This is a genomic window from Hahella sp. CR1 (genome assembly GCF_029813005.1).
In the GTDB taxonomy this organism is placed as follows: domain Bacteria; phylum Pseudomonadota; class Gammaproteobacteria; order Pseudomonadales; family Oleiphilaceae; genus Hahella.
In genome coordinates, this window is the sequence record NZ_JAPELK010000002.1 from 284,230 (window position 1) to 300,600 (window position 16,371).

The 16,371-nt window shown below is 50.5% G+C and carries 11 protein-coding genes and 4 tRNA genes; 4 read left to right on the forward strand and 11 right to left on the reverse strand.

Features of this window, described 5'->3' with window-relative positions; all coding sequences use genetic code 11:
* Positions 1-156 precede the first annotated feature (156 nt).
* From lon to ONV78_RS06830, 8 genes are all read right to left on the reverse strand, one after another.
* On the reverse strand, positions 157-2,589 hold the full coding sequence (lon, locus tag ONV78_RS06795) for an endopeptidase La (protein ID WP_279502106.1): 2,433 nt from the start codon (positions 2,587-2,589) through the stop codon (positions 157-159).
* 211 nt (positions 2,590-2,800) lie between these two features.
* Entirely contained in the window at positions 2,801-4,084 is a 1,284-nt protein-coding gene (gene clpX, locus ONV78_RS06800) for an ATP-dependent Clp protease ATP-binding subunit ClpX (RefSeq protein ID WP_127969652.1), read from the reverse strand.
* Between the two features lie 77 nt (positions 4,085-4,161).
* A complete protein-coding gene (gene clpP, locus ONV78_RS06805) occupies positions 4,162-4,776 on the reverse strand; it encodes an ATP-dependent Clp endopeptidase proteolytic subunit ClpP (protein ID WP_041599406.1) in 615 nt (204 codons plus the stop codon).
* A 135-nt stretch (positions 4,777-4,911) separates the two neighbouring features.
* Positions 4,912-6,261 carry a trigger factor gene (tig, locus tag ONV78_RS06810; protein ID WP_216739031.1) on the reverse strand — a complete coding sequence of 450 codons (1,350 nt, stop codon included), beginning with the start codon at positions 6,259-6,261 and terminating at the stop codon, positions 4,912-4,914.
* A gap of 118 nt (positions 6,262-6,379) precedes the next feature.
* A tRNA-Leu gene (locus ONV78_RS06815) sits at positions 6,380-6,464 on the reverse strand.
* A 68-nt stretch (positions 6,465-6,532) separates the two neighbouring features.
* Positions 6,533-6,608 (reverse strand) — tRNA-His (locus tag ONV78_RS06820).
* A gap of 39 nt (positions 6,609-6,647) precedes the next feature.
* A tRNA-Arg gene (locus ONV78_RS06825) sits at positions 6,648-6,724 on the reverse strand.
* A 60-nt stretch (positions 6,725-6,784) separates the two neighbouring features.
* A tRNA-Pro gene (locus ONV78_RS06830) sits at positions 6,785-6,861 on the reverse strand.
* A gap of 339 nt (positions 6,862-7,200) precedes the next feature.
* Between ONV78_RS06830 and folD the strand changes: the two genes are divergently transcribed.
* A complete protein-coding gene (folD, locus tag ONV78_RS06835) occupies positions 7,201-8,085 on the forward strand; it encodes a bifunctional methylenetetrahydrofolate dehydrogenase/methenyltetrahydrofolate cyclohydrolase FolD (RefSeq protein ID WP_279502107.1) in 885 nt (294 codons plus the stop codon).
* A 98-nt stretch (positions 8,086-8,183) separates the two neighbouring features.
* Here folD and cysS read toward each other — a convergent pair whose 3' ends face one another.
* The gene (cysS, locus tag ONV78_RS06840) at positions 8,184-9,587 is read right to left on the reverse strand and encodes a cysteine--tRNA ligase (RefSeq protein WP_279502108.1); all 1,404 of its coding nucleotides are present in this window, start codon (positions 9,585-9,587) and stop codon (positions 8,184-8,186) included.
* A gap of 53 nt (positions 9,588-9,640) precedes the next feature.
* Positions 9,641-11,329: a glutamine--tRNA ligase/YqeY domain fusion protein gene (locus ONV78_RS06845; protein ID WP_279502109.1), complete on the reverse strand. Its 1,689-nt coding sequence runs from the start codon at positions 11,327-11,329 to the stop codon at positions 9,641-9,643.
* A 219-nt stretch (positions 11,330-11,548) separates the two neighbouring features.
* Between ONV78_RS06845 and ONV78_RS06850 the strand changes: the two genes are divergently transcribed.
* Both ONV78_RS06850 and ONV78_RS06855 read left to right on the forward strand, forming a co-directional pair.
* Entirely contained in the window at positions 11,549-12,043 is a 495-nt protein-coding gene (locus ONV78_RS06850; protein WP_279502111.1) for a peptidylprolyl isomerase, read from the forward strand.
* A gap of 3 nt (positions 12,044-12,046) precedes the next feature.
* Positions 12,047-12,781 (forward strand): UDP-2,3-diacylglucosamine diphosphatase, encoded by a 735-nt coding sequence (locus tag ONV78_RS06855; protein WP_279502112.1) that lies wholly within the window; start codon positions 12,047-12,049, stop codon positions 12,779-12,781.
* 27 nt (positions 12,782-12,808) lie between these two features.
* Here ONV78_RS06855 and ONV78_RS06860 read toward each other — a convergent pair whose 3' ends face one another.
* Positions 12,809-13,417: a tRNA-(ms[2]io[6]A)-hydroxylase gene (locus tag ONV78_RS06860; RefSeq protein WP_279502114.1), complete on the reverse strand. Its 609-nt coding sequence runs from the start codon at positions 13,415-13,417 to the stop codon at positions 12,809-12,811.
* 338 nt (positions 13,418-13,755) lie between these two features.
* Between ONV78_RS06860 and acnB the strand changes: the two genes are divergently transcribed.
* Entirely contained in the window at positions 13,756-16,326 is a 2,571-nt protein-coding gene (gene acnB, locus ONV78_RS06865; protein WP_279502116.1) for a bifunctional aconitate hydratase 2/2-methylisocitrate dehydratase, read from the forward strand.
* Positions 16,327-16,371 lie beyond the last annotated feature (45 nt).

Below are 16,371 nucleotides of genomic sequence, written 5' to 3' on the forward strand. Positions count from 1 at the left end.
GATGAAGGAATTCAGGTATACAACACACTTAAAACTTTAGAGCGTGAGTACATCCTTTTTCTTCTTTTAATTGGCCGGCAGCCCTTGTGGGACGCTGCCTGACAACGCGATCATTTATACCAACACGGATAAAAGCGTGTCAAGCAGCTTCTTCCACTAGTGCGTATTTATACGGTCCGCCCCATCAGAAGTTTCATCACCTTTATTAATGGAGCTTTTATCTTTTTCCGATACGCCCCCTTCAGCACTAGATAACCTATTTGCAAAGTCATCCCCCAGTGCAATATTCCAAACTTCATCTATCCATGTAACTGGAATAATTTCCAATTCATTTTTGATGTTATCCGGAATCTCCTTTAAGTCACGAACATTTTCCTGTGGTATCACCACCGTTTTAATACCGCCACGGTGCGCGGCCAACAACTTTTCCTTAAGCCCGCCGATAGCCAGGACCTCACCACGAAGGGTAATCTCTCCTGTCATCGCCACGTTAGCCTTAACCGGCGCGTTGGTCAAACTCGATACCAACGCGGTGCACATTCCAATCCCTGCGCTAGGGCCATCCTTCGGCGTCGCGCCTTCGGGAACGTGTACGTGAATATCATTCTTCTCGTGGAAATCAGGTGCTATGCCCAGCACGTGAGAACGTCCTCTCACCACCGTCAAAGCCGCCTGAATAGACTCCTGCATGACATCGCCAAGCGAACCCGTTTTCACCACTTTGCCCTTACCAGGCACCGAGGTGCACTCAATTGTCAGCAGTTCACCGCCAACCTGGGTCCAGGCCAAACCAGTAACCTGCCCAACTCGATCTTGGGACGACGCTTTGCCGTAGTTAAATTTGCGCACTCCCAGATAATCTTCAAGATTCTCGTCAGTAACGCGGCGAGCGTCGCCCTTCTTGCCTTTCAGCAATACATTTTCTTTTACCACTTTGCGGCAGATCTTTGCGATCTCACGCTCAAGGCCACGTACGCCAGCCTCTTTTGTATAGTATCGAATGACCGTACGGATAGCCTGCTCATCCGTTTCCATCTCGCCTTCCTGCAAACCGTTGTTCACCATTTGCTTGGGCAACAAGTACTTCTGAGCAATATTCACCTTTTCGTCTTCCGTATATCCTGGAATCCGAATAATTTCCATACGATCCAACAAAGCTGGCGGAATATTCATTGTATTGGAAGTACAAACGAACATAACCTCAGACAGGTCGTAATCTACTTCCAGATAGTGGTCGTTGAACGTGTGGTTCTGCTCCGGGTCCAACACCTCCAATAAAGCAGACGCAGGGTCACCGCGATGATCCATGCCCATTTTGTCGATCTCATCGAACAGGAACAAAGGATTCTTCACGTTGACTTTCGCCAGCTTCTGCAGCAGCTTCCCAGGCAAAGAGCCGATATAAGTCCGACGGTGACCGCGAATTTCAGCTTCGTCACGTACGCCACCGAGAGCCATACGAACATACTTACGGTTGGTGGCCTTTGCAACCGACTGCCCTAGTGAAGTCTTACCTACACCAGGAGGACCAACCAAGCAAAGCACAGGCCCCTTCATTTTCTTGACCCGGCTTTGTACCGCCAAATACTCAAGAATACGCTCTTTAACCTCTTCCAGACCGTAGTGATCTTCATTCAGGATCTTACGCGCCGCATCCAAGTCATGTTTAACGCGACTGCGCTTTTTCCATGGAATATTCACCATCCAATCGATATAACTACGCACAACGGTCGCTTCAGCCGACATTGGCGACATCATTTTGAGCTTGCTTAACTCAGATTCCGCCTTCTTGCGCGCCTCTTCCGGCATGCCTGCCGAGAGGATGCGTTTTTCAAGCTGCTCCAGCTCATTACCGCCATCACCCAGATCTCCCATTTCCTTTTGAATGGCTTTCATCTGTTCGTTGAGGTAATACTCGCGCTGGCTCTTTTCCATCTGCTTCTTAACGCGGCCGCGAATACGCTGCTCCACTTGCAGAATGTCAATCTCATTCTCTAGTCGCTGCATCAGCGCTTCAACTCGCGCCTTAACATCCACAACTTCCAGCAACTCTTGCTTGGACTCAAGCTTAAGCTCCAAATGCGCCGCGATGGTATCGGCCAAACGTCCGGGCTCAGCAATATTGCTCAATGAGTCAGATAGTTCATTTGGAATTTTCTTACTCAGCTTCACATATTGCTCGAACTGAGAAAGTAAAGAACGAGTAAGGACATCGGCGGAACGCTCAGAAAGAATTGGCTCAGGCAATTCACTGACTTTCGCACTGAGATAATCGTCGTTTTCTACGCGATCAATATGGGCGCGATAGTTGCCCTCAACCAGTACTTTTACAGTGCCGTCAGGTAGTTTGAGCATCTGCAGGATCGTTGATACGGTGCCAATGCCATATATTTCAGACTGCCCGGGATCTTCGTCCGCAGGGTCACGCTGAGCTACCAGCAGGATTTCCTTATTGCCTTCCGTTGCTTCTTCGAGAGCCTTAATAGATTTGGCTCTGCCGACAAACAAAGGGATCACCATGTGCGGGAAAACAACTACATCACGCAATGGCAGTAAAGGGATTACGATAGGTGATGAACCCTCAACCATATAACACCTCAGAACTTGATGGCGCTTCTTACTCGCGCCGTATGCTGGTCACTATCTTTCACTTGATATAGATGATGGGGACAATGGCCGCAAAATACAAATGTAGGATGATTACAAGATAGGAATATTTTAGAAAAAAGGGGCTTAAAGCCCCTTTTTTTACAAAAACCTTCAAAAACAGGCGGTAATTTAACCATTACCGCGATAGATACTACTCGTCAGCAGCCAATTTAGCCTGTTCGCTGTTTTTGTAGATTTTGATTGGTTCGGACTCGCCGGCGATAACGCCCTCGTCAATGACGACTTTGCAAACATCCTGCTCTGAAGGAATGTCATACATGGTCTTCAGGAGAACTTGCTCAAGTATAGAGCGAAGCCCTCTCGCGCCGGTTTTACGCTCCATGGCTTTCTTGGCGATAGAGTGCAAGGCGTCTTCACGGAAGTCCACTTCAACGCTTTCCATTTCAAACAGCTTAGAATATTGCTTGGTCAAGGCGTTACGCGGTTGAGTCAGAATCTGAATCAACGCCGCTTCATCCAGCTCATCCAAGGTGGCGATGACAGGCAAACGACCAACAAACTCGGGAATCAAACCAAATTTGATCAAGTCCTCGGTCTCTACGTCTTTTAACGTCTCGCCAACAGATTTAGAGCTAATCTGGCTCTTCACTACCGCCGAGAAACCGATACTGCCCTTCTCCGCGCGATCTCGAATAATCTTTTCCAGACCAGCGAATGCGCCACCGCATATAAACAGAATATTCGAAGTATCAACTTGCAGAAACTCCTGCTGCGGATGCTTACGACCACCCTGAGGCGGCACAGAGGCGACAGTGCCTTCAATCAGCTTCAACAGCGCTTGCTGAACACCTTCGCCAGACACATCACGCGTTATAGAAGGATTATCGGATTTACGTGAAATCTTATCGATCTCGTCAATATATACGATACCCTTCTGCGCCTTCTCGACGTCATAGTCACACTTCTGCAACAGCTTCTGAATGATATTCTCAACGTCTTCGCCGACATAGCCGGCTTCCGTCAATGTGGTAGCGTCGGCAATGGTGAACGGTACGTTCAGCAATCTCGCCAGCGTTTCAGCCAGCAAAGTCTTACCGCTACCGGTGGGTCCGATCAGCAAAATATTACTCTTGCCTAGTTCGACTTCACCTTTTTTGTCTTCGTAACGCAGACGCTTGTAATGGTTATAAACCGCTACAGCCAACGCAAGTTTGGCTCGGGTTTGACCTATTACATAGTCATCCAACGTTTCCTTGATTTCGTGAGGTGTGGGCAACCTGTCGCTGCTGTCACTGGTGGTCGCTTCCTGAATCTCTTCGCGGATAATGTCGTTGCACAGATCAACGCACTCATCGCAAATAAATACAGACGGACCGGCGATCAGCTTGCGAACCTCATGTTGGCTTTTCCCGCAAAAGGAGCAATACAGCAACTTGCCGCTGTCTTCGCCCTTTCCGCTTCTTTCATCAGCCATCAAACTACCCCTAAATTAATTCAATATATGCAAGACGGGTTTAGTTAGTCTTACGTATTTACCATACACCAAGTATGCTAACCAACTACCCGTTTATCAAGCACAGAGTCTATCAAGCCATAATTTTTAGCCATCTCCGCGTCCATGAACTTATCGCGGTCAGTATCGCGGGCGATGGTCTCAATGTCTTGCCCTGTGTGCTTGGAGAGAATGTTGTTCAGCTTCTCGCGCAACAACAGAATTTCCTTCGCATGTATCTCTATATCGGAAGCCTGCCCCTGCAGACCGCCCAACAATGGCTGGTGAATCATCACGCGGGAGTGTGGCAGACAGTAGCGCTTTCCAGCAGCGCCGCCGCTTAATAGTAACGCACCCATACTTGCCGCCTGCCCGATACACATTGTAGAGACGTCAGGTTTGATAAATTGCATGGTGTCGTAAATTGACAGCCCCGCGGTCACGGAGCCACCAGGAGAATTGATGTAGAGATGAATATCTTTGTCCGGGTTCTCTGACTCCAGGAACAACAACTGCGCCACCACCAGATTAGCCATATGGTCTTCAACCTGGCCGACCAGAAAAATGATCCGCTCTTTCAACAGCCTTGAGTATATATCGTAGGATCTTTCGCCACGCGCGGTTTGCTCAACCACCATGGGCACCAGAGCATTGGCTATTTCTAATTTATTCATCATCGTTGCGTTGTCGTCGCGAGCCATTTTTATCAGAACTCCATTGCTATCTTTAAAAGACAAACAGCCGGACGTTACCGGCTGTTTGTCATTCTAGCTTAATTTGCTGGCTTTTTTAGCGCAAGACCGCGTTTTTTATTCCGCGCTTTGCTCAGCTTCTTCCGCCTGATCAGCTTCCGCAGCAGGAGCTGTTCTTGGCTTGACTGCGTCCTCATATGATACGGACTTAGTCTCGATCTTCGCTTTATCAGCCACGAAGTCAACCACCACATCTTCCAGTACTACAGACTGCATTTGAGCCTTCTGCTCTGGGTTGCTCATATACCAGCTAACCACTTGCTCAGGCTCTTGATAGCTTGACGCCAGCTCACGAATTTTCGCTTCGATCTGCTCTTCAGACGCTTCAAGGCCGTTATCTTTAACCACTTGAGCGAAAATCAAGCCGGTCTTAACACGTTTGACCGCCTGATCCTTAAACAGTTCCGCAGGCAATTGCGAAGCCTTCATTTGACCGCCACCGAAACGCTGGGCAGCATCTTCGCGCATTCTGTTAACTTCAGAGTCAACCAGAGCAGAAGGCACGTCAAATTCGCTCAAGCCTAGCAACTGATCAACCACTTGCTGCTTCACTTTATTTGCGATTGCAAATTTTGCTTCACGCTCCATATTCTTGCGAATTTCAACCTTGAAAGCCTCTTCTCCACCTTCCTGTACGCCGTACTGCGCAAAGAATTCATCATTGATTTCAGGCAGTTCAGAGCGCTCAACCTTGCTCACCTTCACTTCAAACTGAGCAGGTTTACCCTTCAGGTTTTCAGCGTGATAATCTTCAGGAAAAGTCAGATCCAGCGTTTTTTCATCGCCAGCCTTTAAGCCCACCAAACCGTCTTCAAAGCCTGGAATCATGCGCTTGGAGCCGATAACGATCTGTGCATTTTCTGCGGAACCGCCTTCAAATGCTTCACCATCAATCATGCCTTTGAAGTCGATGGTCAGACGGTCGCCGTCAGCAGCTGCATCTTCGCTATCTTTCCATACAGAAGATTGCTGACGCAGCTTGTCGATCATGGTATCAACATCGGCATCAACAATTTCAAAGTCTTCTTTTTCAACACTGATAGAGGAAAGGTCGCCAATAGCTACTTCAGGATAGATTTCGAATGTAGCGATAAACTCCAAGTCTTCGCCGTCTTCGATTTTCTTGGGTTCAAATTTGGGATAGCCAGCGGGGTTCAGGTCTTCTTTCTGAAGCGCCTCAACATAGGCGTCGCGCATCATTTCGCCGATAACTTCCTGGCGCACGCCTTCTCCGTAGCGCTTCTTGACTACGCTCATCGGTACCTTGCCGGGACGGAAACCATTCATGCGGACAGTACGAGCAGTTTTCTGCAAACGCTTCTCTACTTCCGAGTTAACTTGAGTTGCCGGCACACCAATTGTCATTCGACGCTCGATAGAAGAGGTCGACTCTAGCGAAACTTGCATGATAATCCTCGATTCTGATACGCAACTTAAAAAAGTGGAGGCAAATATTACGGAGCCCCGACTGCTTTAGCAAGTAGAGAATACAAACAAGGAGCTTCGCAATTATTAAAAATCAACATGGTGCGAAAGGAGAGACTCGAACTCTCACATCTTTCGATACTGGAACCTAAATCCAGCGCGTCTACCAGTTCCGCCACTTTCGCACTATAAGAGGTAGTTTTGCTGCAAAATACATCAAAACTTTTTAACAAGCCCTAAAGCTTGAGAGGAATGGGGTGGACGAAGGGGATCGAACCCTCGACCGCAGGAATCACAATCCTGAGCTCTACCGACTGAGCTACGTCCACCACAAATGCTTCGCTACCTAAGGCCACCACTTTAAAGCATGGCGCGCCCGGCAGGACTCGAACCTGCAACCCTCGGCTTAGAAGGCCGATGCTCTATCCGGTTGAGCTACGGGCGCTCTATATTCGCGAATCCTTGCGAACTACCACTTCAAACCGTGATTACTCACCGAATAAAGTGGTCGGGGTAGAGAGATTCGAACTCCCGACATCCTGCTCCCAAAGCAGGCGCGCTACCAGACTGCGCTATACCCCGCTCTTAGTGAGACCAGGCGTCTCAGCGAAAGCTGGCGCGAATATTACTCGCGGAACCCACCATCGTCAACCATCAATTTGAAAATACTTAAAATATTTTCAAACACAGCCTATTAGGCGGTTTGCCTCCACATAAATACATATAGATGAGAGGAGCATCCCCACCTCAACATGATACCGCCACCAACCACTTACTTACACCCTCCTAACATGAAGCGCCCACCCGCTAAACTCAAACCATCAACCAAGACCGCCCGAACCAGCCTTTAGCATTACATTAAACAATTGAGCTATAGCGCCATTTCAGTAAAATGTGGGCCCCTATTCCCATCAGTTGGCCATGACTATGACTCACGCCCAGAACAACCATCACGCTAGGCTGATCGACGGCAAGCAGGTCGCCGCGGACGTTCGCAAAAATGTTGCGGAAGGCGTAAAAGCCCGCATCGACAGCGGTCTGCGACCACCCGGTCTCGCCGTTGTATTGGTGGGAGAGGATCCCGCCTCCCAAGTTTATGTGAAGAACAAAACCAAGGCTTGCGAAGAAGTCGGCTTTCTCTCTCAAAAATACACCTTGGACGAGAGCACGACGGAGCAGGAGCTACTCAAGCTCATCGACACTCTTAACGAAGATAACGCCATAGATGGCATCCTCGTCCAATTGCCCCTCCCTGCGCATATGGATGCGGACAATATATTAGAGCGCATCAAGCCAGACAAAGACGTCGATGGCTTTCACCCTTACAATCTGGGCCGACTGGCGCAGCGCATGCCCGTGCTACGCCCCTGCACCCCTAAAGGCATTATGACGCTACTGGCCCGCACCGGCGTTGAGCTGCGAGGCAAAGATGCTTTGGTGGTCGGAGCGTCTAATATTGTCGGACGCCCCATGGGATTAGAGTTATTGCTGGCGGGCTGCACCGTCACCATTACTCACCGTTTTACGGTCAACCTTCCAGCCAAAGTGAGCCAGTCCGATATCGTTGTCGTCGCAGTAGGGCGCCCAGGCATTGTAAAAGGCGAATGGGTAAAGCCTGGCGCCATCGTGATCGATGTAGGCATCAATCGCAAAGATGACGGCGCGCTAGTTGGGGACGTTGAATTTGATGAAGCGGCGGAACGCGCCAGCTGGATCACGCCAGTACCCGGAGGCGTCGGCCCCATGACCGTCGCCACCCTCATGGAGAACACGCTTTACGCCGCGAATCACCTGCACAAAGATTAGCTCCCACCTCATAGCCAATCACTTAGCAGACTCCATATAGAGAAAAGCCCCGGTTACTCACATAAATAACCGGGGCTTTTTACATTTAAACGACCGAGCTAAGCTCTCTGCCAGGTCGTACCCTCACGCGCGTCGTTAAGCAGTACGCCCTTATCCTTGAGCAAGTCTCTAATGCGGTCAGACTCAGCAAAGTCCTTATTGGCGCGAGCCGCATTGCGCTGAGCAATATAGTCTTCAATTTCAGCCACACCCAGACCGCCAACCTCTTCGTTCTCTCCCTGCATCACCGATTCAGGGTTAGCTTGAAGCAGACCAAGCACCTCAGCCAGATCAATCATGCCTTTCGCCAGCGATAACGCCTTGACGCGATCTTCCTTTTTCGCCACGTTCACCGCTTTCGCCATATCAAACAGCACGGCCACAGCGGAAGAGGTATTGAAGTCATCATCCATCGCCTGATGGAAGCGCTCTCGATACTCCTCAACCAGAGATTCATCCACTGAAACAGCACCCAACTCCCCATAGAGCTCACGAAAGGTGTTGTACAATCGCTCCAACCCGCTCCGCGCCTCATTCAAAGCGAGATCGGAATAATCAATCGCACTCCGATAATGACTGGAGACAATGAAATACCGTACAACTTCCGCCGGATACCGATCCAGAATCTCTCGAATTGTGAAGAAGTTACCCAAAGATTTGGACATCTTCCGCTTATCCACTCTTACGGGACCAGCATGCATCCAATAATTAACATACTTACAGCCTGTAGCGGCTTCCGACTGCGCTATTTCGTTTTCATGGTGCGGGAACTTAAGATCCGGTCCGCCGCCATGGATATCAAAGGTATCGCCCAAGCATTGCGTAGACATTGCAGAGCACTCAATATGCCAGCCAGGACGCCCCTCACCCCATGGCGAACTCCATGACAGCTCACCCGGCTTCGCCGCCTTCCATAGCACAAAATCCGCAGGGCTGCGCTTCTCCGCATCCACTTCAACTCTGGCTCCAGCGCGAATTTCATCCAGCTTCTGCTTGCTGAGCTTACCGTAATCCGCAAACTGCTCTACGGCGTAGTAAACATCACCATTGGACGCATGGTAGGCATACCCTTTATCCATGAGCCGCTGAATCATGGCGATAATTTCACCAATGTGCCCCGTCGCACGAGGCTCCGCAGAAGGAGACAGCACGCCCAACGCGCGCTCATCTTCATGCATGGCGTCGATAAAACGAGCCGTCAACGCATCAACAGACTCCCCGTTATCACGCGCCCGATTCAGAATCTTGTCATCAACGTCAGTAATGTTGCGCACATAATTGACGTCGTAACCTTTCGCGCGCAGATAACGGGTAATTATGTCAAAACACACCAGGACCCGGGCATGCCCAAGGTGACAGTAGTCATATACAGTCATTCCGCAAACGTAGATACCGACCTTACCGGCCTGAATGGGTTTAAACTCTTCTTTTTGCTGAGAAAGGCTACTGTATATCTTCAACACGACCTATTAGTCCTAATGTTACCGTTAACGTTGCTTCCGGCGTAAAGGCGAAATTATTCGCCCTTCGCCTCAATTTTCGCCCAGGTGTCACGAAGTGTGACCGTGCGATTAAACACCAATTCACCCTGAGCCGCCTTGATTGGGTCGAGGTAAAAATACCCTTCCCGCTCAAACTGATATGGAACTTCAGAACCCGCCTGACGCAGGCTCGCCTCCGCCTTAGCTCCACTCAAGACAACCAGAGACTCTGGATTCAGAAATTCAGTAAATTCCACCTCTTTCTGGGCGTCGGGGCTTTCATGATTGAAAAGGCGGTCATAAAGCCGCACTTCCACATCTACCGCCTGATCCGCAGCGACCCAGTGAATAACGCCCTTAACTTTGCGCCCTTCCGGGTCTTTACCCAGCGTATCGGCATCATAGACACAGCGCAGTTCAATAGGTTCACCCGCTTCATTTTTGATCACTTCATCGCAACGAATCACATAAGCGTTACGTAAGCGCACTTCCTTCCCTAACACTAAACGCTTGAAGTGTTTATTGGCGGATTCCCGGAAATCCTCCTGATCAATATAAATCTCTCTCGCGAAAGGCACAGTGCGAGTTCCCATGGACTCATTTTGAGGATGCGCCGGCGCCACCAACTCCTCAACTTGCCCTTCGGGATAGTTGGTAATCACCACTTTCAATGGGTGCAACACGCACATTGCTCTTGGCGCCCGCTCATTCAGATCTTCACGGATCGCGAACTCCAGCATGGCTACGTCAACCACGCCTTCGCTGCGCGTTACACCAATTGCATTGCAAAAGCTACGAATTGAGCGGGGCGTATAGCCGCGACGACGCAGCCCCGCCAGAGTCGGCATGCGCGGATCATCCCAACCTTCAACATACTTTTCGTCCACCAGCTTCTTCAGCTTACGCTTACTGGTGACGGTATAGTTGAGATTTAATCTCGCAAACTCAATTTGCTGTGGATGGCAATCGATACTGATGTTATCCAACACCCAGTCATACAGGGGGCGATGGTCTTCAAACTCCAGTGTGCATAGAGAATGCGTTATCCCTTCCAGAGCGTCCGAAATCGGATGTGTGTAGTCGTACATCGGGTACACGCACCACTTATCACCAGTCTGATGATGGTGAGCGCGACGGATGCGATACAAAATAGGATCGCGCATATTGATATTGGGCGACGCCATATCGATCTTGGCGCGTAGCACATGAGCGCCATCCGCAAACTCACCTTTCGCCATACGATGAAATAGGTCGAGGTTTTCCTCAACGCTCCTGTCGCGATAGGGACTGGGTTTGCCCGGCTCTTTCAGTGAGCCGCGATATGCAGTCATTTCGTCAGGCGTCAGGCTACACACATAAGCCTTGCCGTTGTTAATCAGCTCAATGGCGTACTCAAACAACTGATCAAAGTATGAGGAAGCATGTCTGACAGGCTCTTCCCACTCACACCCCAGCCACTTGACGTCAGCGGCGATCGAATCGATGTATTCCTGGCTTTCTTTTTCAGGATTGGTATCGTCGAAGCGTAGATTGCAGCGGCCGTTGGCGTAGGTTTCAGCAACGCCAAAGTTTAGACAAATGGACTTCGCATGGCCGATATGGAGATATCCATTCGGTTCCGGTGGAAAACGGGTATGCACTTTGCCGCCATGCTTGTTCGCCGCCAGATCTTTATCAATGATCTGGGTAATAAAGTTGGGCTTTATGGCCTCGCCTTCACTCATAAAAATGCTTTCTCTACCATCAATGTTTATTGCGCTTAAGGCTGATTCTCAGCCTTGCAAAAGAATTCGCTTTTAATATCCCTTGGATTATACGCACAGGGAATAAACCGGCAATTATAGGGAAACTTTACCTTCGTCGCAGCGCAAATTACTGAAATGGTCGCTGCTTTTTGGCTAAAATGACGTTTTAACCGTTCAAAAGCCTTAAAAGGTAACTACATGATTCTTTTGCAGACAAACTTCGGTGACATCAAAATCGAGCTCGACCACGAAAACGCCCCTATTACAGCGAAAAACTTCGAGCAATATGTCCGCGACGGCTTTTATGACGGCACCATCTTTCACCGCGTCATCTCCAACTTCATGATTCAGGGCGGCGGCTTTGAGCCAGGCCTTACTCCCAAGCAGGCCCGGGAGCCAATCAAGAACGAAGCAAACAACGGCCTTAGCAACATGACAGGCGCTGTCGCCATGGCCCGCACTATGGACCCTCACTCAGCAAGCGCTCAATTTTTTATTAACGTCGCAGATAACGGATTCCTGGACTTCACTTCGGAAACCACTGAAGGCTGGGGTTACGCAGTATTCGGCAAAGTCGTTGAGGGCATGGACATCGTCAATCAAATCAAATCCGTCGCCACCACTTATAAAGGCGCGCACCAAGACGTTCCAGCCGAAGATGTGATTATCACTTCCGCCACCATCGTCGAATAAATCATGCCAACGCTGTTTATTTCCGATCTACATCTGGAAGTGGAAAAACCGGAACTCACCCGGTTTTTCTTTAATTTTCTGGACAAAATAGCTCCGAATGCAGACGCTCTGTATATACTCGGAGACTTCTTCGAGGTCTGGGTAGGTGATGACGAGCAGACCCCTCTGCAAGTAGAGGTGGCGCAACGGCTTCACAGGCTGGCGGAAGCCGGAACTTGCATTTATCTCATGCATGGCAATCGCGACTTCCTCATTGGCGACACCTATGCCAAGCAATGTGGCGCCACCCTGCTGGAAGAGCCTCATTCCCTTGATCTGTATGGAGTCCCGTCATTACTTATGCATGGCGACTCGCTTTGCACTTTGGACGCCGCCTACCAGAAGGCTCGCGCCACATTTCGCAACCCAGCCTTTCAGTCGCAGTTTCTTTCACGCCCCCTGGATCAACGCCAATTAACAGCTCGCCAAATGCGGCAGATCAGCATGGCGAAGAACCAAGGAAAAGCGGAAGAAATTATGGATGTCGCGCCGGACGAGGTAATAAGCGCCTTCAACACTTATAAAATTGAGCTGTTGATTCACGGCCACACACATCGTCCCGACACACATCGTTATAACCTACCCCAAGGAGAAGTAAAGCGCATTGTTCTGGGCGACTGGGGAGACGAAACCTGGTATGGCAGAGCGGACGCAGATGGCTTCCAATTGCTGAACCTGAAAGCCGAGGATATAGCCTGACGCAAGCAGCGTCAGGCTCTCAACACTTTAAACGGGTACACCGCTATGGAAGCGAAACTCCGAATCAGGCGAACGAATCAAATCCGCCTCCACCTCACGGACATACGCAATCCTGTCCGTTATATCGACAGGTGAACGCCCTTTGGCCAATTTCAGATAGTTTCTGTAATGCCGCCCTTCCGACTCAAGCAAGCCTCGATAAAAAGCAGCCAATTCTTCATCCAAATATGGAATTAATCGAGCGAATCGCTCACAGGAACGCGCTTCTATAAACGCCCCAATGATCAGCATATCCACCAGTCTGTGCGGCTCGCCTTTACGAACGCAATCGCGCAACGCGGAAGCATAACGAGACGCCGTCTGCTTGCGATCAGACACGTTTCGGCCCTGCATGATTTTCACTACCTGCTCATAGTGGCGCAGCTCTTCACGCGCAAGCTTCGACATCCGCGTCGACAACTCAATATCCTCAGGATATCTGAACATCAATTGCAATGCTGAAGAGGCCGCCTTCTTCTCACACTGCGCATGATCCACCAGCAATAACGGCAGTTCCGCTGCAGCTTTATGCAACCATGCCTCGGGCGTTTCACAGCCTAAAAAGCTAACGATATCTTCAGGAGCCGATACAGACATATCCACTAGAGTTTCCGCACTAAAAGTCAAAATTAATCATCAAAATGTGAGCCGGGCAGTATACCAGAAATTCTCATATCCCCGCTCACCCAACCCACCAACAACACCATTTTCTATAAGCCGCTCACCCACCTACATTCACGAAAGTTTATTACGACCAATGGCTACATTTTTCAAATTTATATCGACTATCAACAGGGCTGATAGGGCGTTTGCTTAACTTTGCACTATCATTGGCATAGAATATTGCGTCTTTATATATGGAGCGAAGTAACCTCTCGCCCAATCAAAAACACCGCCCCATAAGGGCGGATACAGGAAATGATGAGGGTTCTACCGTGCTAGAAGCATATCGTAAACACGTTGAAGAACGAGCCGAACTAGGCGTCCCACCCAAGCCGCTTAATGCAGAGCAAATGGCAGGGTTGGTGGAGCTACTGAAAGCCCCCCCAGCCGGTGAGGAAGAAACGCTAGTAGACTTGTTGGAAAATCGCGTGCCCCCCGGCGTAGATGAAGCGGCATACGTTAAAGCCGGCTTCCTCACCGCCATCGTTAAAGGCGAAGCCCAATCCCCCCTGATCTCCAAGGAAAAAGCCGTTCAATTATTAGGCATGATGCAGGGTGGCTATAACATCTCCACGCTGGTTGAACTGCTGGATGACGCTTCTCTTGGACAGCTTGTCGCAGAACAACTGAAATCTACGCTCCTGGTTTTCGATACTTTCCACGACATCAAAGAAAAAGCGGACGCAGGCAACGCCAATGCAAAAGCAGTCATGGACTCCTGGGCCAACGCAGAATGGTTCCTGCAAAAGCCCGAAGTGCCCAAGAGCATTGTCGCCACTGTTTTCAAAGTAACAGGCGAAACCAACACCGACGACCTTTCTCCTGCGCCTGACGCATGGTCGCGCCCGGACATCCCTCTGCATGCTAAAGCGATGTACAAAATGCCTCGCGAAGGCATTACCAATGCCGAGCAACAGATTGAAGAACTGAAGAAGAAAGGCCACGAAGTCGCTTTCGTCGGCGACGTAGTGGGCACAGGCTCCTCCAGAAAGTCCGCCACCAACTCCGTACTTTGGTACATTGGCCGCGACATGCCAGGCGTGCCCAACAAGCGCACTGGCGGAATTTGTATTGGCGGAAAAATCGCTCCTATCTTCTTCAACACCATGGAAGATGCCGGCGCTCTGCCTTTTGAATGCGACGTATCCCAAATGAACATGGGCGACGTCATCGAAATTCTGCCCTTCGAAGGCAAGGTCAAGAATCACGAAACCGGTGAAGTCATCGGCGAATTCGAACTGAAATCAGACGTTCTACTGGACGAAGTTCGCGCAGGCGGACGTATTCCTCTGATTATCGGCCGCGGCCTGACCGACAAAGCTCGCGAAGCGATGGGCCTGGAGCCATCCAACGTATTCCGCCGCCCACAAGCCGCTAACGATTCCGGCAAAGGCTTCACTCTGGCCCAGAAGATGGTCGGCAAAGCCTGTGGCGTCGAAGGCGTACGTCCCGGCCAATACTGCGAACCTCGCATGACAACAGTCGGCTCTCAGGACACCACTGGGCCAATGACTCGCGACGAACTGAAAGACCTGGCGTGCCTGGGCTTCTCCGCCGACTTGGTTATGCAGTCATTCTGTCACACCGCCGCTTATCCCAAGCCGGTTGACGTAGAAATGCAACACTCTCTGCCAGACTTCATCATGAACCGCGGCGGCGTGGCGTTACGTCCTGGCGACGGCATCATTCACAGCTGGCTGAACCGCATGCTGCTGCCAGACACTGTCGGTACCGGCGGCGACTCTCACACCCGCTTCCCCATGGGCATCTCTTTCCCTGCAGGTTCAGGTCTGGTCGCTTTCGCCGCAGCCACTGGCGTCATGCCTTTGGATATGCCTGAATCAGTACTGGTTCGCTTCAAGGGCAAAATGCAGTCCGGCATTACTCTGCGCGATCTGGTTCACTCCATCCCCTATTACGCGATTCAGCAAGGCCTGCTGACCGTTGAAAAGAAAGGGAAGAAAAACATCTTCTCTGGTCGCGTACTGGAAATCGAAGGCCTGGAAAGTCTGACTGTCGAGCAAGCGTTCGAGCTTTCCGACGCATCGGCGGAGCGTTCCGCTGCAGGCTGCACCATCACCCTGTCTGAAGATTCTGTCGCCGAATACCTGCGCTCCAACATTGTTATGCTGCGCTGGATGATCGCTGAAGGCTACGGAGACGTCCGCACCATCGAGCGTCGCGCCAAAGCCATGGAAGAATGGCTGGCCAACCCAAGTCTGATGCGCGCCGACTCCGACGCCGAATACGCAGCGGTTATCGAAATCGATATGGATGAAATCAAAGAGCCTATCGTTTGCTGTCCGAACGATCCAGACGACGCCAAGAAGCTGTCTGACGTAGCAGGCGATAAAGTTGATGAAGTCTTCATCGGCTCTTGCATGACCAATATTGGCCACTTCCGTGCTGCCGGCAAACTGCTGGAGCAAAACAAAGACGCGCTGAAAACCCGTTTCTGGATGTCGCCACCCACCAAAATGGATCAGGCGCAGCTGATGGAAGAAGGTTACTACAACATTTACGGACGCAATGGCGTACGCACAGAAATGCCAGGCTGCTCACTCTGCATGGGCAACCAGGCTCGCGTAGCTCCCGGTGTAACCGTACTTTCTACATCCACTCGCAACTTCCCCAACCGTTTGGGGGATGGCGCCAATGTCTACCTGACCTCCGCAGAACTCGCGGCAGTCGGGGCGGTGCTGGGACGCCTCCCTTCCGTTGAAGAGTATATGGACTATGCGAAAAATATCGACAGCATGGCTGGCGACATTTACCGCTACCTGAACTTCGACAAGATGGATGCATACACCGAGAAAGCAGCTAACGCGAAAGCGGAAGCCTAAAACAAAACGCCCCGCAACTGCGGGGCGTTTTTTATCATTCACTAT